This window comes from Nostoc sp. DSM 114161, from assembly GCF_052692665.1.
In genome coordinates, this window is the sequence record NZ_CP195141.1 from 1,579,903 (window position 1) to 1,603,157 (window position 23,255).

Below are 23,255 nucleotides of genomic sequence, written 5' to 3' on the forward strand. Positions count from 1 at the left end.
CGTGTAGCTGAAGCTAGCAGTGGGCTGAATCCAGGAAGCTCAACGCTATTTCTTACGAATACTTAACCACTCTTAGTTAAGTTTCGTGAAACTTTATCAGAATCTCAGGTTCTGATCCAACTACGTCCCTTAATATGTGATTTAAAGTTGTTAACTTTAGTTAAGAGCATGGAGGCTTTAGAGTGACACTTCCTCTGTTAGAATACGCACCTTCAAGTCAAAACCAGCGTGTAGAAGCATACGAAGTACCGGGTGACGAACAACCCAGAATTTTTTCTACAGACAATCTGCTTTCTCCCTCAGATTTTAACGATCTGATCGAAGCAGCATATCGTCAACTTTTCTTCTATGCGTTTGCTGCCGATCGCGAAACATACTTAGAGTCCCAACTCCGTAATGGACAAATTACAGTGCGGGACTTTGTTCGTGGATTGGTACTTTCCAATACCTTTAAGAGAAGCTTTTACGACCTCAACAGCAACTACCGCTTTGTTGAGCAAGTAGTACAAAGAGTTCTGGGACGCGACGTATACAGCGAGCGCGAAAAAATCGCTTGGTCAATTGTAGTTGCTACCAAAGGTATTAAAGGCTTTATCGATCAAATACTCGATTCTGAAGAGTACCTCAGCAATTTTGGATACTCTACAGTGCCTTATCAACGGCGTCGAGTCCTACCATCTCGCGCTGAAGGTGAGTTGCCTTTCAATATCAAATCTCCACGATATGACGATTACTACCGCGCTAAATTGGGCTTCCCCCAAATTATTTGGCAGGTAGAAGTACGTCGGTTTATCCCCCAAGAACAAAAGCCCAAAGCTGGCGATCCAGCTAATTTCTTGGCTTTGGCACAAAGTATCAATGCAACTGGCAATGCTCCACAAAGAGTTTCGTCATTCAACATTGATATCAACAAGGATGTACCTTATCGCCAAATAGCAGGAATCAAGTAACGATTTTTGCTCGACGGCTAGCTAGTCAATCTGTTTGATTATTTGATAGCGTGCATCAGTCCTGGGTTACGTAGGAGTTTCATTTAGGTATAACTAGTGAAACAAACTCTATCCCACGTCTGATGCACGCTAATCGTTTGTTTAAATGCACGTATTAGAGGATTTTAGTTAATTGCAATCGATAGAAGATAACACCGCCACCTTTTTAATGACAGTTTCAATCCCTAATAGGGATTTTAGTTAATTGCAATACGCTTCCCATTGCTGTCACCATCGATAGCAGTGGTTTCAATCCCTAATAGGGATTTTAGTTAATTGCAATGCAAGCAGCCCAGACACCGTGTCCATTGAGGGGTTTCAATCCCTAATAGGGATTTTAGTTAATTGCAATATTGCTTTTTTGATATCCATAAAGAGCGCCTCAACTGTTTCAATCCCTAATAGGGATTTTAGTTAATTGCAATAGAACCAGGCAAAGGATTATCCAAATTTAAAGTACAAGTTTCAATCCCTAATAGGGATTTTAGTTAATTGCAATCAAAAAACAAACGATGATAGTAATCATTGTTTGCGTTTCAATCCCTAATAGGGATTTTAGTTAATTGCAATCAGCCCATTGATAATGACACCACCAAAGGATATCTCGAAGCCGGTTTCAATCCCTAATAGGGATTTTAGTTAATTGCAATACTGCTGAGGTTGATGATTCTGTTTTTAATTCCGAAATAGTTTCAATCCCTAATAGGGATTTTAGTTAATTGCAATTCTTTAACGAGCCTTGGCGAGCAGTTTGATGAACGTTTCATGTTTCAATCCCTAATAGGGATTTTAGTTAATTGCAATGACATATTCCCGCTCAAACTGTTAGCGGTGTTGCTGCTCCGTTTCAATCCCTAATAGGGATTTTAGTTAATTGCAATCATTTACAAATACGCCAACCTCATCGAATAAAATGTTTCAATCCCTAATAGGGATTTTAGTTAATTGCAATAAGTTCCCCCTGGTTCTGCGATTGACCCTGCTGAGTTTCAATCCCTAATAGGGATTTTAGTTAATTGCAATTTTAGGAGTTTTGTCCAAATCGGACGGAGGTTCGTTTCAATCCCTAATAGGGATTTTAGTTAATTGCAATCTTTTCTCTGGTTTCTATCAATTTCTCATCACTCGTTTCAATCCCTAATAGGGATTTTAGTTAATTGCAATACTGTGGTGTCTTTTGTTCGTTCATTTGTGCATTGTTTCAATCCCTAATAGGGATTTTAGTTAATTGCAATGCTGCCATTGATTCATACGCTATATCCAATGAGAAGTTTCAATCCCTAATAGGGATTTTAGTTAATTGCAATAGTATTTTGGATGATAACCTTAGTAAATCCAGTTGGATTGTTTCAATCCCTAATAGGGATTTTAGTTAATTGCAATGGCTGGCGTATGAAAGCTTTGTAATATTTGGTTTTCGAGGTTCGGTTGCGCGAATTGAAAAATCATAGCACGACGGTTTGTAATTTGGCTAGATGTAAATCGTTGAAAGCCAGTCTAGATAAGGTGCGCGGATGGGCGAGAAGTAGGAATATTCTCAAATGCTTACATTGACGAGAATACAGCCATTTTTTTACTCACTCTCGTGTCAACACCTACCCATCCGCGCTTTTTCGGAATATCGGTAAATGTATGACGACATAATTTATAGCAATTCTCAATTAAGAAACTTAGATTTAGTAAGGCTTTTCTGATTTATCCTTTGCCTAATTTTGGAGAATTGGTATTATGTTCTAAATTGCTGCTGTTTATCGCTCCATTAATAATTTGAACCATTTCTTTTAATATCTCTATACAAACTAAAATCAGAGTAAGCCACATTCAGGATATTACCTGAGTGCGATCGCTTCGTTTTTTTAAGATCTCCAAAAGTTTGGTAAATTGGCTAGGAGGAGTTGCTGTCACCTCAATCATTTCCCCAGATATGGGATGCTGTAATTTGAGTCGCCAAGCGTGGAGTGCTTGACCAGGCAAATTTACTCCCACTGAACGACCAGAACCATAAACAGGGTCACCAACAATAGGATGACCAATTTTGGCGCTGTGGACGCGAATTTGATGGGTGCGTCCAGTTTCTAGTTGAAAGTGGATTAACGTGTAATTACCGAGGCGTTCTAATACTTGCCAATGAGTGACTGCTGGCCGTCCACCTTGTTCGACGGGTATGATAGCCATTTTTTTACGGTCTTGGGGATGGCGACCAATAGGTAAGTCAATCGTGCCACTTTCAGCTTTTGGCGCACCGTAAACTACACCTAAGTATTCTCGGCGTGCTGTTTTGGCTTTGAGTTGTGCTTGGAGGTGATGATGAGCAACTTCTGTTTTGGCGATCGCGATCGCTCCTGTTGTATCCTTATCCAAGCGATGGACAATTCCCGGACGTTGGACTCCCCCGATTCCTGGTAAATTAGGACAGTGTGCCAACAGAGCATTTACCAAAGTGCCATCTGGATGACCGGGTGCGGGATGTACAACTAAGCCTGCGGGTTTGTTGAGAATGAGTAACTGGTCATCTTCATAGAGGATATCTAGGGGAATATCTTCTGCTTGCAATTCTAAAGGTTGGGCTTGTGGTATTTCTAGAGTAATGCGATCGCCTATCTTTACATTAATCTTTTTAGACGTGCAAATTTTACCGTTAAGTTGCACATTACCTTCTTCGATTAACTGTTGAATGCGGGAACGAGATAAATCTGGTAATTCTTGTGAAAGGTAGCGATCGAGGCGAACGCCCGCGTCATAACTATTTTCTTGGATTTGTAAGTTAAATTCGGTCACAATTGCTTTAGATTAATTCCTGTTCTTTAAGTCAAGTGCAGATTTAGATAAAATAAATATTGAATTACAAAATTTTTAATTTTATCAAATAGAATAAAGGCGTCATTACTCAGAATTCAATAGAGGCTGGGGGGTCTGAATTCCCCCTAATTGATTCTGAATTCTGCATTCTTTTTCAATTTTGCAAGTCAAACATTTGATTGCATTCTTAATTCTATATCTTGTTTTAATTTTATCTATCTTGTATCTGTTCTCTTACCCATTGTCGAAATTGTCTGATTGCTGAACTGCTTCCCGTTGTTCGTGCCATTTCCACAAATCGGGGCATAGAAATATGTCTATTGAATTCCGTAACTCGTTAATTCTGAATTTTGAATTCTGAATTCTAATTTACGGAATTCCTGCTTGTTGAAAAATTTGTTCTGCTGTAATTTGCAGTCCTTCAAGTAGAGAATCTTCTATAATATCTGCACCAATTTTTGTTTGAGGCGGGGCATCAGGATAAAAAATAGTGACTGTTTTAGCTTTTGCATCCACAACCCAAACTCTCAGAACACCTGCATTTAGGTAATCTGTTGCTTTTGCACTCATTTCTCCAAAAGTTTGGTCGGGAGAGATAATTTCAATAACTAAATCTGGAGGTATGGGACAAGGTTTATCTTCAATTAAGTCACTGTTAAGCCGAGAGTAAGAGACATAAAGTAAGTCTGGTACTGGCGCCCAGTCTCGACCGCGACGTTTTAAAGTAATTGCCCACTCAATACCAACCTCACCGCGGTTTTGTGCCCATTGCGTTAAAAGTATACTCAGAGCAAGGGTTAATCGTGAATGGAATCTTTTTGGTGCCATTTTGGGTTTTAATTCGCCATCAACTAATTCGTAGGTGATATCTCCTTCACCTCCAGGGAGTGCTAGGAATTCTTCTAGTGTGATTTGAGATTTTACTTGAGTCATGGTCGTTATCTCCCTGTGCAAAATCACGGTTTGTTTTGAGTTTCAGGAAGCTAGCAGCTTCTAACTTTTTTCAAATTTAAAATTAGCAACTTTATAACTAATATCTCTATTATGACTTGTGACGTGCTCCAAACACTTCCCTTCTGGAACGACACGCTACGCTAACGGGTGAGTGTGGCGTTTTGAGCAACTCATCTATGATGCAATAAGCGACTGCGAAACCCAACCTACTATTCTTCTTAACCCAAAAGCAGTTATCAAAGTATAGATTATTCTGATTATATGAGTGCAACTATAGCAGCCATAAATATTTTGTAAGTATATACCTACAAATGATTTAGAAGCCTTAGATTTTTAAACCTACTTTTCGCTTATACAGTAGTAAAGTTATACCAGCCACGACTAATGCCGCAGGTATCGAATCTGATTCAGGAATTGGTGTAATTTGGCCCAAACCACTTATTGTGTTGCTAAACCGACCAAAATCATTCACTCGACGACCAGTAGTAACTAAAAAATATTTCTGTCCTATAACGAGTTCTCGGTTGAAAGTAACAGTACTACCATTAATAGTAGTACTTGCTACAAGAACATTAGTTAATTGTTGAGTAGGATTGAAACTATCCTCATATAAAGCTAAGAAAATATCCCATTTTCTATTTGCAGGTGGCGTAGGTTCAGAGTCACCGCTGATAGTATATAAACCCGATTTATCAACTGTAAAATCAAATACACTGTAAGGTACGCTCATCCCCATATTCCCATCTCTTTCACCACTGATAAGAGTAGGAGGATTCCCTGGTGCGACACGCCGCCAAATCGGTTCATTTGTTGTATCATCCTGATAAGTAAAGACAGCAGCTTTAGAGGGTTGAGCAGTAGAAACAGTAGCTAATGCTAACCCCAGAATAACCATTAATGGTTTTTGAAAAAACTTGGTTTCTAACATAAAACTGATGACTCCTCAAACACAAACTATTAAAGATTTATGACAACTTAGTTATTTGACTTTTCTCTGCAATTTGAATGCTCTGATACAAGATTTACTCATGAAAACAAAACTCGAAATTGATAGTTATGCTACTTGAGTAATTACCAATCGAATGCTTTTTACTGGTTAGTATATAATTGTGTTAATTTGGGCTAAATAACACTCAAATAGCATCTGTTTTCCACTTAAAAGGCTTGTCGTGTTTGAATTTATAATTATCTGTGCAGATAAAAACACATTACCAGTTATCTTGGTATAAATCAATTTATTAATCTCAGGAAATGTAAAAATTAGATGTAGATGAGCCAAGCTCAAGCATTCTTTGTCAGAGGTTTATAAACGCCGTGAGACGTGGAGCCTCTTTTTTTTGGATAAAAACGAGATATCTCAGTCTATATTTGACATCAGCAAATTTAGTAGAAGCAAATGCGATTGATTTTATACAGTAAACCTGGCTGCCATTTATGTGAGGGTTTGCAAGAAAAGCTCGAACAAATCCAAACTCTTAGTTTTGAGTTGGAAATTCGAGATATTACGACTCGTGAAGATTGGTTTGGTGCGTATCAGTATGAGGTGCCAGTACTTTTTTTATCGAACAGCCAAGGCGCAGAGGGCGCACAGCAACTTTTACCGCGTCCTTCTCCTCGTGCAAGCGTGCAACAGTTGGAGCAAATATTGAGTAAGTATTTAGCCAATTAGAAAAAAATAATGCAGAATAAGCGCAAGAAAAGTTTGTGACGAGGTTCGCAAGATGAAATTGCGGGAATTACTAACAGCGGTAGACAGTGTTGAACAATTACCTAGCCATCCGGCTTTGGAGGATGCGGAAGTTAGGGGTTTGAAGACAAATTCCCATGCTTGTGGTGTGGGAGATTTGTTTATTGGAATGCCAGGAACGCGGGTTGATGGTGGGGAATTTTGGCCTAGTGCGATCGCATCCGGGGCTGTGGCAGCAATTATCTCTCCGCAAGCAGCGCAAAAACATCCTCCCACAGATGAAGCTGTGGTGATTAGCGCCAGTAATATCACTCAAGCTTGTGCCCAGATAGCCAGCGCTTTTTACGGTTATCCAGGGCAAAAACTCAAGCTAGTGGGTGTAACTGGTACTAATGGCAAAACTACAACCACCCATTTAATTGAATTTCTGCTGGCCAAAGCTAATCTAGCTACAGCTTTGATGGGAACTCTCTACACTCGTTGGCCTGGTTTTGAACAAACTGCTATCCACACAACCCCGTTTGCAGTGGAACTGCAAGAACAGCTAGCTGAAGCTGTAAACGCTGGTAATGAGTTTGGGGTGATGGAAGTTAGTTCCCACGCTTTGGCACAAGGTCGAGTGTTGGGTTGTAAATTTGAAGTTGCGGTATTCAGTAATCTTACTCAAGACCATCTCGACTACCACAGAGATATGGAAGATTATTTTGCCGCCAAAGCGTTGTTATTTAGCCCTAATTATCTCAAGGGACGGGCGATAATTAATGCTGATGATTCCTACGGTCAGCGTTTAATTGCTTCATTGAATCCAGAACAAGTTTGGAGTTATAGTGTCAACGACAACACCGCCGATTTATGGATGAGTGACTTAAGTTACGAACCGAATGGCGTCAGCGGAACTTTGCATACACCAAAAGGTGATGTAGCTTTTAGATCGCCTTTAGTTGGTCAATATAATTTAGAAAATCTTTTAGCAGCGGTAGGGGCAGTTTTACACTTAGGTTTAGATTTGCAATTAGTGGCATCTGCGATACCGGAATTTCCCGGAGTCCCCGGACGCATGGAACGAGTGCAAATTGCTTCTAATCAAGATATTAGCGTAATTGTAGATTATGCTCATACTCCAGACAGTCTAGAGAATTTACTGAAAGCCGCACGTCCATTTATACGTGGTAAGATGATTTGTGTGTTTGGTTGTGGCGGCGATCGCGATCGCACCAAGCGCCCAAAAATGGGTAAAATAGCGGCGGAATTAGCTGATGTGGCAGTAGTGACATCGGATAATCCCCGTACCGAAAACCCAGAACGGATTTTAGAGGATATTTTGGCAGGAATTCCCGAAACCGTGCAGCCAACGGTAATTTGCGATCGGGCGATCGCAATTCGTACCGCTATTTTACAAGCACAACCTGGTGATGGAGTACTACTTGCTGGTAAAGGTCACGAAGACTACCAAATTCTCGGTACCGAAAAAATCCATTTTGATGACCGAGAACACGCACGCGAAGCTTTACAGGCAAGACTAGGATAATTTGGGGAAGAGGCATTAGAGGTGTGGGAGGTGTGGGAAGATGGTGAAGAAATCTTTACCCCATCTCCCCATCTCCCCTCATTTTTTCATGCTTCACGTTTCTTACCGTGGAGATTTTGTAAAAAATGCACGTTTAAAGGTGAAAATCGAAGACAGAATTATTTCTTTGCTTCATCCCTATTGTGCTTGACTCATGAATGTTTCTTTAGCTAAGGATCTGTCTGTTTATCAACTGGTTATGGGAGTGCAAGCGCCTCCTAAACCATTGTCCCTCAGTCCGGCTACTCTGCTATCTCTGGTGAGAGCGCAAATTGACTTACTCATTGAGCAGCAAATTGCAGCCACTTTATGGGTGAAGCTACCACCAGAAAAAATTTGGCAATTAGAATTAGCCCGTTATCAATCCTCGGTGGGTGCATCTAGCCTCATCTATACTTGCCAAATTGAGGAGAATAAAGAGGATGCGCCGACGCAGGGACACGGTGACGCGGAGAAAGAACTCTCCGCGTCACCGCATCTTTCCGTCACTCCGTCTTCTTCATCTCCGCATCACGTCCCGGTTTACCTACCACCCCATAGCCAACTGCGACGGGAAAATTTTCTGATGGTATTGTCTCCCCAGTTTTGTAGTTTAATTTTGGCTCATCGCCCTTTGAAAAAACGCAAAAATCAAACTTCTGGGAAAGTAAGTACTAATAAAAATCAGCCGTTGTTGATTATTACCACTGTTGAAGGGAGAATAATTCAGCAAGTATTAAATGGTATTCAACAGGCAGCTACGCCAGAATCATCTCCAATTATACCTGCTGATTTTATTTGTCCGACTGTGCCTGAACCTGCATTAATGAATCAATTATTGGCAAAACAACTCCTGCGCCAAGATGAAATTAATCGTCAAATCGTCACAGTACGCACGACAAAGTTGCAGCAACAAAATCAAGAACTGCACAACAAGGAACAACTAAAAGATGAATACCTAAAAAATGTTTGTCAGGAACTGCGTATACCCTTGACCCATATGAAAACAGCACTATCGTTATTGAATTCACCGAATCTCAAACCACCGCAGCGACAACGTTATTTACAGATATTAAATACCCAGTGCGATCAGCAAAATTCCTTAATCACTGGTTTGTTAGATCTCGTGCAACTCGAACGCGATTTAGAAGCTACAACTTTAGAATCAGTGCGTCTTTCGGATATTGTCCCTGGAGTTGTCAGTACGTACCAACCTGTAGCCCAAGAAAAAGGAATTATGTTAGCTTACACTGTACCTACCGAACTTCCAGCTGTTTGGTGCGTCAGCGGTGGTTTGAGGCAAATTGTGATTAATCTGCTGCACAATAGTATTAAATTTACCCCCAATGGGGGCCAAGTTTGGGTACGTGCCCGCACTCAAGGCGATAGCGTGCAATTAGAATTCCGCGATACAGGTATTGGTATTGCCGATCACGAAATCCCCAAAATCTTCGATCGCTTTTATCGCGTGCGAACAACACTAGCTGAAGATCGAGGTGGTGCTGGGTTGGGGTTAACAATTGTACAGCAATTGCTATTACGCTCTGGTGGTTCTATTTCTGTGAAAAGTAAAGTAAATGAAGGTTCCACATTTACAGTGCAATTAGCCAGTGTCAGTGACATTCCAGGAGCGATCGCTACTGCAAATGAGTGATACAGTAGAATTCAGGAGTCAGAATTCAGGAGTCAGAATTCAGAATAAATTTTATAGGGCTGACGGATAGACTAGCGATTTGCCCTGTCTGCGAACGTTTGAATAACTTAGTTTCAGTGCCCTATAAAATAAATGTCCTGGTTTACAATTAGTGTCCGCTCTCAAGACTCTACTAATTGATTCTGAATTCTGAATTCTCAATTCTGGATTCTTTTTTAATTCCTTATCTTCTCTAACTTACAGCAATTTGCAGTTGAATAGACCACAGTAGGGGCTTTAGCATTGTTGTGCCCTTACGATAATTTAGTATTCAAGCATGTATTCCATCCAAATGAAAAGTGCTGTAATGATAATTATTTGCTAGAAGGTGTTGGGATAGAGGCGATAATTTGGCGGAGCATCATGACTTGCCAATAAGGTACAGGAGCTAGCAATACAGTACCAGTTCCTTCAAAAGTATTGACAAGAAATTCACCAGAGGTCATTGAACCAAAAAAAGATTTGGTAGCTTTTTCCACGCGATAATTTAAACTGGTTGTGCGAGCGATCGCAAAATTTCCATCAACAACTAATCGGTCATTTCGTAAATTGATTACTTCTACAGGGCCTTGTGCTACCATCACCACTTTACCCCTGCCTTTGACTTTGGTTTGAAACAAGCCTTCGCCGCCAATTAAGCCTGACACTAACTTGTTTCTCTCAACACCTACTTCTACGGTGCCATCACTCGCCCAATAAGCACCACTATCTAAAATCCATTCGCTACCGTCTAATTCTAAGATGTGATAGCCGGATAAAGAAGGCTCTAAATATAATTCACCTGTACCTGTATATGTAGGACGGAAAATATTTTCTCCCGTGGCTAAAGATTTTAAAAATCCACCAGCTGAAGGAGCTTTAGATTCCATTTGAATGTTGCCATGTATATAGTACATAGCACCAGATTCAGTCCGTACTGTTTCGTTTTGCAAAGTTACTTTGACTAAACGTAAACTTTCTCGTTCAACAACTTCAAAAATTGCCATATTCTCCTTTTGATTTCTGCCAAAATGTATACTTGGTTCTTGGCCAGAATTTATATACATTTTTGGCATCTATTTTTAGATATGGCAATTAAAAGGGAACAGGCAACAGTTAGATAGGAACTTCCAAATAAAAAAGATTCAATTTTTCTTGTGGGGTGGACATCTTGTCCGCCCTAACCATTGGTATTTTTCTAACTGTTAACTCCTAGCTTTTCGCGATCGCTGCTAACTTCCAAGGGGAGGAAAATTGTTAATATTTCTCCATAGTGCGGACGTTGACGAACAATCAATTTACCACCGATCGCTTGAAACAAATGCTTGGTTGCAGCCATATTCAAACTAATCGTACCTGTTTCTGGCTGGAACATCAGCAGTTGACCGAGGGCTTTACGAATTGGCGGCGTTGCTGGTGTATCGGATTTATTTGTATCTTTACACAACAGTTGCGGCGATAATTGTAACTTCAGTTGATCTCCAGCCGGAATTACCTGTACCTGAATGTGGCTACCAGGGGGTAGACTGCGAGTGAAGTTTTCCATCAAACCAGTAAGTACGCGATCGAGCATACTGGGGTTACTAACCACAGTCGGTAGTTGCTGGGGTAAAACTACATTTAAAGTTAAGTTCCGCCGCTGTGCTGCTTGTTCCCAACGGGGAATGCTTTGCTCCAACACTCGATCTAAAGACATCGGTGTCAGTTGAGTTTTGGAAGATTTTACTGGCGCAGAAGTTTCCAACTCTGCTGCTTTAAACAGTAACTCCATACGGTCAATTTGCTCGTTACACTCGCGATCGATAATTTCTAAGCGATTAATAACGCTAGGGGCTAAGTCCCGCCGCTTCAAGAGTAGGCGAGTCATAGTACGAATAGTCGTCAAAGGTGTACGAACTTCGTGAGCAAAAGCTTGGAGCAATTCGACATCGGGATTGGGCATTGAGCATTGGGGAGCCACTGCGTTGGGCGGCTGTGCCGACTTGTAGCAAGTGGCGTCATAGGGCATTGGGTATGGGGGGTTATTTTCTTTGTCTTCTTTGTTGCCAACCCCCACAAATGAATCCCTAGTTTCTTCTGGTTCTGTTAGTTCAGCAAGTAACAGCTGGCTAAATTGAACCACCATGCGGTAATCTGGTGCTACTGGAGAATAGTGTTGTACTAATGTATCTAGTTTGGTAAAAAATTCTGGATTAGTCAGCATTACCCGCGCTCCTAGCGATCGCCAAGCCTGCTGTACTACCTCTGGCTCAAAAGAAAATGAAAAGGTTTTTTTACCGTTGTTGTGTGTTGTTAAAACTAGTACTAATGTAAATTTATCTGTAAAAACTAAACAAAACTGTTCCGCCACCAATGGATCGGCGGGTAGTAAAGGAAGGACGGATTCACAAGGAGCGACTTCACAATCTTGAGACGCGTTGGCGCAGTCCAACCCAGGTATCGCATCTGGCATCTGAAATGGCATCAGCGCCAAAGGGTTAAATGGTTTTGCTGTAAAAGTTACTGTCTGTAAGCTTTGAGCCAGTTTTGGCTGACTAAATAATGGTGCTGGTGCGGCTAAAACTAATCCTTGGGTCGTGTCACCTGAAAAAGTTGCTAAACTGTTTAATAGCAAGTGTTCTGTTGCTGCAAGGCTGACACGCCACTGCCGCTCTGCTTTTGCAGGTGAACATTCAGCTACACTCGATTGATTTTGTGCCAAGATTTCCAAAAGACTTGGCAATACCCATTGGTACACAAGTTTTCACCCCTTAATTCAAGAGCGACGAATAGCGTCTAGGGTAGACACTACACTACTACCTAAGAGGTTATATTCATTAGTGTACAGGTAACAGTCGTAGAACCGAACAATTTGGGTGCAATTTCCGCTGGAGATTGAAAAATCGTAGTTTAGGGGCGCACACCTATGCACTGGTGTCAACTTAACGCGAAACCTTTATCATGACTTAGTTTTGAATTCACTCATTCAATATCACCATCTGTGTCACCCCACCCCGGTTTTGTCTAAAGCCAAAACCTCCCCTCCCCTTAGCAAGGGGAGGGGTTGGGGGTGGGGTAAAACGATTGTGGAACAAGCGTTTAAGCTTAAGTTGACACCAATGACACCTATGCGCCCCTAGCGATGATGTGATTCAAATAAAAGAAAAAACTATAATTCTCCTCTCCAACACAAAGAGGAACTGGAGAGAGGTTATCGAACTCACCTTACTAGACGCTTTTGGAAATTTAAACTTTTGCACAATTGTGCTAGTCTTCTCGTTCGCCAAAAGCTGTCTGTAAAATCACTGCAATACCTCCGTCTTGGTGATATTTATCTGCCCAAGCGCGGATAACTTCATCTAATTCTTCCATAGCTTGCTCCATTTTTTCTGGAAGAATATCAAGCTCTTCCAACAAGCGCATGGCATTTCGTCGTCGTTCTGCCCAATTTTTCATCATGCGGAAATACCGAGCCGTATCTTCTACCATGATGTAAGTGCGTTCTTGGTCGTCTGCTGGAGCATAAAAAGGACGAGTCAGAGCATAGAAGGGCATTCCCCAAGGAGAATCAATACGGGTTACCGTACCTGAGTAGAGCAGACGGCGCTTGATATGCTCGCCTAAAGCTTCACTCAAAGGCATCTGGTGTTCGGGTGGCAAGTCTTCTTGCGATCGCTTGTGCAAAAATTCGATCAAGTCCAAGAACTCAAACGAGCTAACCAGCTGGGCATCAGGTAGATTGCTTGGTAGTTTTTGCTCAATTTGTCTTTTTTCTTCACTTGTCAAACTAGTACCAGGAACGCGCGATCGCCCCGGCTGCCAAGGATATTTTTCTAACCAGACATAAGGCAATTGAATCAGATACCGAGGTTCTTGAGAACCCAGCATCTTTAGTAGTTTCCCTTCAGTTAGCGCTTGTCTAACTTCTTCTACAATAATTTTTACCCGTTTTGGCTCCAAATGGTGCAAATGTCCTGTCATTCGCAGGTTTTGTCCCTGCTCTAGATAGGTCATATAAATTGCACACTTGGCTGCTGTTGCGGCTGCGTCTAAAAATGCCCCATGCCTGTGCCCACTCGTCCGCATGGCACTAAAAGCCAGATAAAGCATGATCTGATCCATCGCACTGGGGTCAAGACGTTTGATCAGATCTATGTCGTTACTCATATTACAGACAATTGAATAGCACGTTTACACAGTTTTTAATCGAGTGAAAATAGGTAGTATACACCTGGCTGAAGGCAATGTCTTTACTTCAGACTATATTAGTATGCGATAACTATGATATCGGTGGTAGTTCAAACTACAATTATCGCATATTTTCTGGTATAGAGGCAGATCTAGTGTTGTTACTATAAATATCCCTGCATCTGTCCAGAATATGAGAAGACATCACCATGTCTACCTTGACGGTGGTTTATCTTCTCAAAGTCAACTGTGTCACAAGTAATCTACAAAGCTTTTAAGTTCTTTAGGTTTTTCTAGTTTGTTGTCCTTCAAGAGCAACAATGTCAAGCTTCTTAGGGCTAATTATGACATGATGCTAGCTACTTCAAAGTAAAAACTAGTTTACGCGGTTCATCTGGGATATCTATATCGAAAAAGATGGTTTTTATTTAGCTTTGACGAATTATTTGTAGTACGCAATCGACTGGAAATAATCCGGAGCGATCTACAAGGAAACCGCTTACCAGGTGTGTCAAAATTCACAAGCTCAGTCAAATGGCTAGTTGTGAAGTATCATCTTCTTCGCAATCAGAGAGTGATGTTTCGGCACTATAGCTCGCTGGCGAAAAATTGTAGACATCAAGTGGAACAAATAATTTCAATTTCAAAATACCTGTTTTTTTCAAACATCGCTAATCATTGTATCATCATTTTTCCTTTGAGAACATATTTATATCTTTTAAAGTTTATCATTTATCTGGATTTAAACAATTTATATTTTGAAAAAGTCAAGGTTTGTTGATTTTTTAAAAAAGCTAAAAAATCAGAGATGATTTATCTTTATTGTGTTACTGTCCTGACGCCGAAAGCTGCAACACACAAAGACTTCACCGCGCAGATATTAGGTTTTACTTCGCCGTAAAAATAGCGATTACTCAAAAATATGATAAAATATCTTGGACTAGATTAGATAGTTTCTAAAATTTATTTGTTGATAAAATTATATTTTTTTGATGAAAGTATTTTAAATTTTTACCGTTTATGGGAGTCAATATAGGAGCATAGACACCAAAAAAAAGGTCAAGATTCAAATCAAAAGTCCAGTTATTTGCAATTTGTACCTTTGATTGCGAACAACCTTGAGAAACACAAATATAAAAATTAGCTTTGATTTTTTCAATTATTTATATGGTGGGCGAACCACAGCCCAAACGCCATAGGCAGTGAGTGGCTACAGAGGCGATTAAGCCTTGTGTATATAAAATTTAGGGAATAAGAAATTAGCTTTTTCAAGTTGAGGGCGAGTTTTTTCGCCCGATTGAATAAAAGTCCGATCTCAAAATTGCATCAGTCTTAATAAATGTGGAACAGTTTAGAAAATGTTTTCAAGGTAGTACATTGTTCAAATTGGCATTAGCCTAGACATTGGTGTTACTATTCCAAAACGTGCTGCAATTGTCTCAACTCCTTGCAAATCTTGTTTACATAGGCAAGTAATCATGCTCAATTCCTTGAGTCAGTCCTACTCATACTGCTCATATATACGTGTTTTCCTATCTGGATCAGGCTAAATCTCTAAAAATACAAAGGGAGTGGGGAGTGGGGACAAGGGGACAAGGGGAAAAGGAGAATAGCTAGCTTCTCATAAGTAGGCGGACACAATTATTTAGAAGACGCATTTCGACTTCTCCCAAGGGGAGACGCTACGCCAAGCAAGATCCCGTTCGCCCTTGGCGTTCCCGTTCGCGCAGCGTCTCCGTTAGGAGAAGGGTAGGGTACGCTCAATGCTCGAACCCTGAGAAGACGAGGGTTGAGTTTCGACTACGCTCAACTTCCGCGGAGTCGAAACCCGGCAACCTTTTTTTAGTTTAATTTAGTGTTTCTGCTTACCAATTCAAATAATGTTTGCGGGACATCAATTATTGGTAAGGGCACAACAATAAACCTCTTGCTTTCATTGCTTTTTGCACTTTTGTAGGAAAAGGTTAAAGGGGAAAGGAAAAATACCAAACCTTTCCCCTTTCCCCTTTCCCCTTTTCCCGACTTCTGCAAGAAGTCTACTGTTTCAGTGAGTATGCAAGCAAAAATGTGATGATAGCTACTGTAGCTACCATCACGCCTGGGCTGGTTGAACTGGTCATTTAATTGGCGGGAGTAGAGGGTTTAACCTGATTTCGCATTGTTTCAAAGCTGAAAGCCGCCGCGCCAAAAGTTACTAACAATACTCCTAGAATTTGTACGATATCTAAATTTTCTTGAATGATTAACCCGGCGAAAATCACCGTTAAAACAGGGATACTGCCACCGATGAGGGCTGAACGTGAGGCACCTAATTTAGCAATTCCGGCATTGTTGAGCAAATAGCCAGAAAGAGTCAACACGCCCAAAATAAATGCGCTTAAAATTAGTTCCAGCATTTTTGTGGGGTCAATGAGCAAGTTCCAATTGCTTGGTAAAGGTAACATCAAGCAAATAAAGCTCAACACCAACATGGTGGCGAAGTTAATTAAAGTAAAAGTTACCGGATGCAGTTTACTCGCACAGACCCGCGTCAGAATGATGTAAGCAGCAAAAGCTACGCCAGAAATAATGGCGGCGCTAGTTCCTAGTGAAGTATTACCAAAACCAGTACTCGAAGAAGTTCCTAAAACCAATAATTCACCGCAGCAAATTGCTGCGATCGCTCCTATACGAAATACGGTGGGGCGATCGCGAAACAGAAACCACGAGAATAAACCGGTAACCATTGGATAGATAAAGAAAAGTGCGATCGCAATTCCAGTGGGAACTTGAGCAATGGCAATATAAATTAGCACTTGAGACAAAAATAAAAAGCACCCACTGACAATTGACAACACCAAAATCTGCTTTGTACCTGCATTTGTGGGTGTAGGGTTTCCTCGCACTGAATTAATCAAGTTTTCCAAATCTTGCCATAGTGTGGGATGCAGTATAGGCGACAACAGTACCAATAGCGGTACTACCACCATAAAGCGCATGGTCAAAATTAAGAAAGTATTCCCTAAAGTCGGCGGTAGCAAACGCTCTACCTCTACTACACCGAAAATCTGGGAACCTTCGTGGAAAATCACCTTAATGGCTACGTTGTAAAGCGAAGATATGACTGTGGACAAAACAATTAGTATAAAACCGACTTGGATCGCGGACAAGCCAGAGGAATTGCGCGATCGCCGTGTCGAAGTTTTTGCTTCTTTCGGCGGCTCTAGTGCAGTCACAGGTGTGGGTTTAGCTCTGCTCTGCGGCACGCTTTTGCGGAGGACAGAAGCTAGTTCGGGAGCATTAATTTTTAGTGACGGTTGTGTTGGTTGCTCCTGTGGAGTTGATGTCTCGGCAGATTCTGATGAAGTTTCGCTTTCTGAGGAGTCGTTGCTGAGAACAGAAATTGGCTCAGTGGCTTTTTCCTGTGGTGGTGGAACTAGCTGTTCGTTTGGGGATAAGTCGTTGCTGACGTTTTCTTGCGGCTGTGGCGGAGTTTCTTTTGGTGGCGGAACTATAACAGCAGGCTGTGGTGGAGTTTCGCTTTGAGATAAGTCATTGCTGAGAACAGAAATTGGCTCAGTGGTGTTTTCCTTTGGCGGTGGAACTATAACACCAGGCTGTAGTCGAGTTTCGTTTGGTGGTGGAACTATAACAGCAGGCTGTGAAGGAGTTTCGCTTTGAGATAAGTCGTTGCTGACAACGAAAATTCGCTCAATGACCTTTTCCTCTGCTGGAGTTTGGTTTTGGGAGGAGTCGTCGCTGATGGCTTTTTCTTCAACAGCAGCAGACTGCGATTCAAAAATTGGCTCAGGGGAATTCCTGACTACTTCGCCAAACTCAGGGGATGTCTCCAAAAAAGTGTTCTTTTCCGGTTCCGTCAGTTGCAAAACAGTGGGCGTACCTGTTGTTGGTGCTTTACGCGAACTTTCTTCTATAGTTTTTTCTAGTTGTCCGTGCAAGCGATTCACAAACTCAGTCAAAATCGCTTCCCCTTGCTGCTGTTGGCTGTACATCCGTGACAGCTGTTGAGAAAGATTACTTTGATAATTCTTTAATTCTTGTTGCAGCGAATTAAATGTGATAGTTACCGTGTCATCAAGACTGTCAAACATGTGTTCGACTTTTTCATTGATTTCACTTACTACATTGCTGCTCACTTCAGCGGATTTCAGTGCAGCTTGTTCGTAAGATTTACCTTCTATATTTTCCGTAGCTAAATTTGCCAGAGAGGATTGCAGTTGTGAAGATATATGCTTTGCCAGAACTTCTGCCAACTGACGAATTAATACTTGCTGTTCAGTAATTTGCCGTACTTGTTGTAATTGCTCTTTTTCTTCCTGCAAACTTTGAATGTCATCAGATAACCGATTTTTTTCTGCTTGAAGCCGCTTGATGTCTTCTTGCAATGCTCTGAGGACGTTCTGCTGGAGATTTTCTAAGTCTTCAACTACAGCCCAAAGAGCATTTTCCGCGGCTCTTGAGAGTTCGCCTCTGATTCGCGGGTTTTCTGGTTGCTTCTCGAATCGCCCCATTAGCTTCTAACCTCTAACGCCTTGACAATAAAGCTGCTTCGCGTTGACTTGATTGGCACTCATACTAATTTCCTGTATTTTGTCAGATAAATTAAAAATTTTAACAGCACTTCCGCATTTCAACGTAATTCTGTCACCCTAGACACAGGGTTGGCAAAGCATCAACCCTTAGTGGCAAATTATAGATCGCGTTCTGTTCTAATTTCAGAAAGCCAGAGATTGAGAAATCTAGCTCGCCGCAATTGAGCGCCCCGGTTTTTCGCCGGTTTCAGATTTGTTTGGAAATTCAAAATTACGATTTGCGTAAGTCCTATATTTATTGTTTCGGTGGCAATATTACGATCGAAGACTTGCTTTTGAGTGCCCGATCGCCACAAATTTGTCTGACTTGCGAAACTAGCTGTAAATTTGTGTGGAATGTAACTTGAGTGACAGTTTACATCTCCAATGGAGATTAAAGTATACTTCTCGTAGAAATTCAAGGTTACGCGATTCCCTGCACAACATTCTAATAAATGAGCAGCGATTCTGCAAAAACACCCTTTTTTTAGTGTTGTCTAGTCTTCTGGCAAGCCAAAAATTATGGATCGAGGTGGGGAGTAAGGAATTAGGCTCTCAGAGAGTAGCAAACCCCAGTATTCACTAATTGATTCTGTATTCTGAATTCTTCTAAAATAAAGTCCGAGCAATGCTAAAGAGGGCAGCGCTGAGGACTGCACTAACAGGGATTGTAATTACCCATGCGGCAGCAATACCTTGTAGAGTTTTGAACTTAATCGATTTAATATTTTGCACCAATCCAATACCCACGACACCACCGACAAGGGCATGGGAAGTGGAGACTGGCAAACCTAGCCGAGAGGCAATCAGAATAGTGGTAGCAGTAGCCAGTTCTGCACAAAATCCACTGCTAGGTTGCAAAGAAATGATATTTTCGCCAATGGTGGCAATAACTTTTTTACCCCAAACAGCTAAACCCCCAACAATACCAGCACCGCCAAGCATCAAAATCCAGATAGGGATAGCGATACCATCGGTAGGTACGCTACCAGTGCGATGGATGTAAACGATCGCAGCTAAAGGAGCGATCGCATTTCCAACATCATTAGAACCATGAGCAAAAGCCACAAAGCAAGCACTCAGCAGCTGGAATCGGGCGAATAAGCGTTCTACGCGGCTGGGGACTGGGGAGTTAGGAGTTGTTCTCCTTGTCTCCTTGTCTCCTTGTCCTCCGAAGTTTGGAGCAGAGGTTTCCTCCGCTCCAACTTCTCTCCTTGTCCCCTTGTCTTCCAATTGTCGCCAACTAATAACTGTGAGTCCAACTGCTGCTACTGCACCAGTTAAAAGTGGAATGTCGTAAGAGGGTAGGTTTAACCCGACTTGCTCAATTAAGAAATTTGTCAGCGGTTGAGTTACTGAAGGTAATACAATTACACCAAATACACCTATGAGTACAGTACTCAACCAGGGAATCCATTCTTGTAACTGCAATATTGGATTGGGTCGCTCTAAAATCCAGTGCTTAATTTGACTGTAAAATAAAGCTGCGATCGCACCACTAATTACAGGCGTTAAAATCCAGCCAACGGTAATCATGCCAATTGATGACCAATCAATTGCATCTACTCCCAAAGCTACCCAACTAAACCCAGCGATCGCACCCACAACCGCGTGAGAAGATGACACTGGTAAACCGCGCGATGTGGCAATTTGCAACCACACACCACAAGAAACCAGCACCGTAGCCATTCCAACAACAAGTATTTCTGGTGTAGCAGCAAATAAAGCGGGATTAGCAATTTTTGTTGCTAGGGTTTCCGTTACCTGATGTCCAAACAAGACAGCACCCGTAAACTCTAATACCCCAGCAATTATTAGTGCCTGTCTGAGAGTCACAGCTTTGGAACCTACAGAAGTTCCCATTGCGTTAGCAACATCATTTGCTCCGAGATTCCAAGCCACGTAGAAGGCTAGTAGGGCGACGAAAAGTAGGCTTAAGGGCATAGGGGGGATGGGGGGATGGGGAGGTGGGGAGATGGGGAGGTGGGGAGGTGGGGAGGTGGGGAGATGGTGAGATGGGGAGATGAGGAAATATTAGGACTAAAAGTTTGAAGCTCAGATATTCAGCGATGAAGTTCAGATATTCAGCGATGAAGTTCAGAGGTTCAAGCTACTAATCTTAATACTCCCTCATCCCCCTATCCCCCCATCTCCCCATCTCCCCACCTCCCCACCTCCCCATCCCCCCATCTCGCTTTTACGGATAAATTAAGATTTTATAAGTTTGCGCTGTCGGTGCGATCGCCGCTTCTACAGCTGCTGATAAATCTTTTAATGGATAGCGATCGCTAATTAATGCTTTCACATCAATTCGCTGATTAAATACAATATCGGCTGACAAATTCTGAAGCCGATAAGATGAACTGTAACTGCCCATTAAGTCAATTTCCCGGCGGTAGAGGATATTCGGGTTGATGGGAATTTCAACTTCATCAGGAAATTCAGCAAAAAACAAGATTTTACCGCCTTTACGGGTACAGTCAAGTGCTTGAAAGAAAGCTTTTTCACTGGGGACAGCAAGTAGGGTAACATCAACGCCTAGTCCACCAGTTAAGGCATGAATTTTGGCAGGTAAATCGGCGTCACGAGCATCAAAAGCCGCCTGGGCACCAACATTCAATGCTTTTTCAATTCTAGAAGGCAGTAAATCAGTAGCGATCGCTTTTGCTCCGAAATACTTCACCAACATGATAAACATTAACCCAATCGGCCCTGCACCAGTGACTAACACAGTTTGTCCTGGGGCAATTTGAGCTTTTTTCACTGCTTTCAAGCAACAGTTAGTAGGTTCGACAAAACTTGCTTCTTCAAAACTGATATTGTCAGGGATGGGAATTAACCCGCCGTTTTGCACAATATGTCCTGGTACTTTGACATAATCAGCGAAACCGCCGCCGCTAGCATTAAAGCCTGCGGTAGTGGAAATATTTTTGTAGACATCGCACATGGAAAAATTGTCATTTAGACAGTAGGCGCAATGCATACAAGGGATGTGGTGCATGACTGCTACCCGCTGTCCAACTTGCCAACCTTGGACTTGAGATCCTATTGCTGCGATCGTACCAGCAGTTTCATGTCCAAAAATGCGCGGCGGTTCATACAGTGGATAACGAATTTTTTTAATATCTGACTGACACAACCCCACAACCCGCACCTGTACCAGAACTTCATCTGCTTCCAGGGTTGGAACTGGGATCTCTTCGTAAGAAAGTTGATTGACGCCTCTAAATACCTGTGCTTTCACGTTGGTTTTTCACCGCTCAACGATACTAGATGTAACATTAGTGGTCAACGTTAGGCTATCAGGCTTTTTTAAGCTTTGTTCGTTGGTAAAACAGCTCAACAGTTGGCATCTGTAAGAGTGAGGTTAAAATACAGACATTCTTCATGGTGGGCGATCGCCTTTAAACCTTTATGTTGGGTCACTTACTGGACGGGCGTTATAAAATAATTCGAGTCTTAGGATCTGGTGGTTTTGGTCAAACCTATGTTGCCGAAGACACAAAACTTTATAACAGTCTGTGTGTGGTGAAGCAACTTAAACCAATGGCTACCGATCCGATGACTTTACAAGTTGCTAGGCGGTTGTTTGAATCAGAAGCACAATTGCTGCACAAGCTAGGAACTCACGACCAAATTCCCCAACTGCTGGCACATTTTGAAGTAAATCAAGAATTCTTTCTCGTTCAACAATTTATTGATGGTCATCCTATTAGTGATGAACTTACTCTTGGAAAACGATTGAGTGAGACTGACACTATTTCGCTATTAGAAAATATTCTGCAACCATTAGAATTTGTCCATCAAAATAATGTGATTCACCGAGATATCAAACCTGCTAATTTAATTAGACGCAAAAACGACGGTAAAGTAGTGCTGATCGATTTTGGAGCGGTGAAACAGATTGGTACTCAAGTAGTGAATGGTGCAGGTACGACTAAAATGACTGTAGGCATTGGTACTGCTGGCTATATGCCTAGCGAACAAAGTCGCGGTAGCCCCAGATTAAGCAGTGATGTTTATGCTGTGGGCGCGATCGGAATTCAAGCTTTAACAGGGTTAATGCCGCATCAGCTCGAAGAAGATGTGCAAACTGCTGAGATTGTTTGGCATCACTTGGCACAGGTAAGTCAGACACTGGCAGATATTTTAGATCGGATGGTACGCTACGACTTTCGCCAACGCTATCAATCAGCAGCAGAGGCTTTAGCAGCGGTACAGGAAGTGACAAATGCTTATTTCCCGACACAGTTTCTTACTAATTCCCATCGCCCCTTTTCTTCACCACCAACAGTTCCTATCCAATATCGTCAAGAGATTCCTCAAACAATTCACTTTGAACCTCCACTTTCTTCTCCACCCCAGCCATCACCAGTATCACCGAAACTTCCACAAGTGGGACTGGGTTTTTACCTGCAATGGGTATTAGTTAATGTTGTAGGTTTAATTGGAGGTGGTATTGTAGGAGCGATCGCTCACGAAATTTTCAAGCCACTCGGCATATTTATCGCCATGCAAGCTGCTGCTGCTACCATAGGTTCGACAATCGCGTATATGCAATTATTGGTACTACGGCGACAACTTCCCGTGTCTGAAAAATGGTGGATTTTAGGAACTACTTTAGGTACTTGTTTCGCTGTTATTATCTGTGGAAATTACCCTGAGTATTCAATATTCTGGGTTGGACTTATAGTTGGAATTATCCAATTTTTGTTACTACGGCCAGTAGTTGAACAAGCCGGCTGGTGGATATTAGTTAATAGTCTGTGGGGTTGGTTTGGCGGAATATTTTCGGGAGCAGTACTAGTTTTGCTGTTAAAAAATCGAAAAAAACTCAAGCCATAAACTTTGGCGAATAATATCGATGTCA

15 protein-coding genes and 1 CRISPR repeat array are annotated in these 23,255 nt (G+C 41.8%); of the genes, 5 read left to right on the forward strand and 10 right to left on the reverse strand.

Features of this window, described 5'->3' with window-relative positions; all coding sequences use genetic code 11:
• Positions 1-182: 182 nt before the first annotated feature.
• Entirely contained in the window at positions 183-950 is a 768-nt protein-coding gene (locus NSTC745_RS06740; protein ID WP_445636462.1) for a phycobilisome rod-core linker polypeptide, read from the forward strand.
• Between the two features lie 214 nt (positions 951-1,164).
• Positions 1,165-2,372: a CRISPR direct-repeat array (repeat unit 37 nt; unit sequence GTTTCAATCCCTAATAGGGATTTTAGTTAATTGCAAT).
• 438 nt (positions 2,373-2,810) lie between these two features.
• Here the strand turns inward: NSTC745_RS06740 and NSTC745_RS06745 are convergent.
• From NSTC745_RS06745 to NSTC745_RS06755, 3 genes are all read right to left on the reverse strand, one after another.
• Positions 2,811-3,767, reverse strand: a complete 957-nt coding sequence (locus NSTC745_RS06745) for an RluA family pseudouridine synthase (protein ID WP_445636463.1) — start codon at positions 3,765-3,767, stop codon at positions 2,811-2,813.
• 390 nt (positions 3,768-4,157) lie between these two features.
• On the reverse strand, positions 4,158-4,721 hold the full coding sequence (locus NSTC745_RS06750; RefSeq protein WP_445636464.1) for a Uma2 family endonuclease: 564 nt from the start codon (positions 4,719-4,721) through the stop codon (positions 4,158-4,160).
• 346 nt (positions 4,722-5,067) lie between these two features.
• A complete protein-coding gene (locus NSTC745_RS06755) occupies positions 5,068-5,670 on the reverse strand; it encodes a PEP-CTERM sorting domain-containing protein (RefSeq protein ID WP_445636465.1) in 603 nt (200 codons plus the stop codon).
• A 468-nt stretch (positions 5,671-6,138) separates the two neighbouring features.
• Here NSTC745_RS06755 and NSTC745_RS06760 point away from each other — a divergent pair, with 468 nt between their 5' ends.
• The 3 genes from NSTC745_RS06760 (at position 6,139) to NSTC745_RS06770 (ending at position 9,629) form a co-directional block, all read left to right on the forward strand.
• Complete coding sequence (locus NSTC745_RS06760) at positions 6,139-6,411, forward strand: glutaredoxin family protein (protein WP_445636466.1); 273 nt, start codon at positions 6,139-6,141, stop codon at positions 6,409-6,411.
• A gap of 52 nt (positions 6,412-6,463) precedes the next feature.
• The gene (locus NSTC745_RS06765; RefSeq protein WP_445636467.1) at positions 6,464-7,957 is read left to right on the forward strand and encodes a UDP-N-acetylmuramoyl-L-alanyl-D-glutamate--2,6-diaminopimelate ligase; all 1,494 of its coding nucleotides are present in this window, start codon (positions 6,464-6,466) and stop codon (positions 7,955-7,957) included.
• Between the two features lie 193 nt (positions 7,958-8,150).
• A complete protein-coding gene (locus NSTC745_RS06770) occupies positions 8,151-9,629 on the forward strand; it encodes a DICT sensory domain-containing protein (RefSeq protein WP_445636468.1) in 1,479 nt (492 codons plus the stop codon).
• Between the two features lie 353 nt (positions 9,630-9,982).
• Here NSTC745_RS06770 and NSTC745_RS06775 read toward each other — a convergent pair whose 3' ends face one another.
• The 7 genes from NSTC745_RS06775 to NSTC745_RS06805 form a co-directional block, all read right to left on the reverse strand.
• Positions 9,983-10,654 (reverse strand): AIM24 family protein, encoded by a 672-nt coding sequence (locus tag NSTC745_RS06775; protein WP_096534884.1) that lies wholly within the window; start codon positions 10,652-10,654, stop codon positions 9,983-9,985.
• Positions 10,655-10,845: 191 nt separating this feature from the next.
• Entirely contained in the window at positions 10,846-12,384 is a 1,539-nt protein-coding gene (locus NSTC745_RS06780) for a sensor histidine kinase (protein WP_445636469.1), read from the reverse strand.
• Between the two features lie 509 nt (positions 12,385-12,893).
• Positions 12,894-13,793 (reverse strand): heterocyst differentiation master regulator HetR, encoded by a 900-nt coding sequence (gene hetR / locus NSTC745_RS06785; protein WP_096534886.1) that lies wholly within the window; start codon positions 13,791-13,793, stop codon positions 12,894-12,896.
• A 2,141-nt stretch (positions 13,794-15,934) separates the two neighbouring features.
• The gene (locus tag NSTC745_RS06790; protein ID WP_445636470.1) at positions 15,935-18,325 is read right to left on the reverse strand and encodes an EamA family transporter; all 2,391 of its coding nucleotides are present in this window, start codon (positions 18,323-18,325) and stop codon (positions 15,935-15,937) included.
• A 179-nt stretch (positions 18,326-18,504) separates the two neighbouring features.
• Positions 18,505-18,807, reverse strand: coding sequence for a hypothetical protein (locus NSTC745_RS06795; protein ID WP_445636471.1), 303 nt, complete (start codon positions 18,805-18,807; stop codon positions 18,505-18,507).
• Positions 18,808-18,994: 187 nt separating this feature from the next.
• Entirely contained in the window at positions 18,995-20,329 is a 1,335-nt protein-coding gene (locus tag NSTC745_RS06800) for an inorganic phosphate transporter (RefSeq protein WP_445636472.1), read from the reverse strand.
• Between the two features lie 253 nt (positions 20,330-20,582).
• On the reverse strand, positions 20,583-21,629 hold the full coding sequence (locus NSTC745_RS06805; protein ID WP_445636473.1) for a zinc-dependent dehydrogenase: 1,047 nt from the start codon (positions 21,627-21,629) through the stop codon (positions 20,583-20,585).
• Between the two features lie 170 nt (positions 21,630-21,799).
• Between NSTC745_RS06805 and NSTC745_RS06810 the strand changes: the two genes are divergently transcribed.
• Positions 21,800-23,230: a protein kinase domain-containing protein gene (locus tag NSTC745_RS06810; RefSeq protein WP_445636474.1), complete on the forward strand. Its 1,431-nt coding sequence runs from the start codon at positions 21,800-21,802 to the stop codon at positions 23,228-23,230.
• Positions 23,231-23,255: the final 25 nt, after the last annotated feature.

Excerpts from the sequence above, each read along its gene's own strand:
- NSTC745_RS06790 (WP_445636470.1), bottom strand. The coding sequence starts at position 18,325 with ATGGGGCGATTCGAGAAGCAACCAGAAAACCCGCGAATCAGAGGCGAA.
- NSTC745_RS06775 (WP_096534884.1), bottom strand. The coding sequence starts at position 10,654 with ATGGCAATTTTTGAAGTTGTTGAACGAGAAAGTTTACGTTTAGTCAAA.
- hetR (WP_096534886.1), bottom strand. The coding sequence starts at position 13,793 with ATGAGTAACGACATAGATCTGATCAAACGTCTTGACCCCAGTGCGATG.
- NSTC745_RS06750 (WP_445636464.1), bottom strand. The coding sequence starts at position 4,721 with ATGACTCAAGTAAAATCTCAAATCACACTAGAAGAATTCCTAGCACTC.
- NSTC745_RS06810 (WP_445636474.1), top strand. The coding sequence starts at position 21,800 with ATGTTGGGTCACTTACTGGACGGGCGTTATAAAATAATTCGAGTCTTA.
- NSTC745_RS06755 (WP_445636465.1), bottom strand. The coding sequence starts at position 5,670 with ATGTTAGAAACCAAGTTTTTTCAAAAACCATTAATGGTTATTCTGGGG.
- NSTC745_RS06800 (WP_445636472.1), bottom strand. The coding sequence starts at position 20,329 with ATGCCCTTAAGCCTACTTTTCGTCGCCCTACTAGCCTTCTACGTGGCT.
- NSTC745_RS06760 (WP_445636466.1), top strand. The coding sequence starts at position 6,139 with ATGCGATTGATTTTATACAGTAAACCTGGCTGCCATTTATGTGAGGGT.
- NSTC745_RS06770 (WP_445636468.1), top strand. The coding sequence starts at position 8,151 with ATGAATGTTTCTTTAGCTAAGGATCTGTCTGTTTATCAACTGGTTATG.
- NSTC745_RS06765 (WP_445636467.1), top strand. The coding sequence starts at position 6,464 with ATGAAATTGCGGGAATTACTAACAGCGGTAGACAGTGTTGAACAATTA.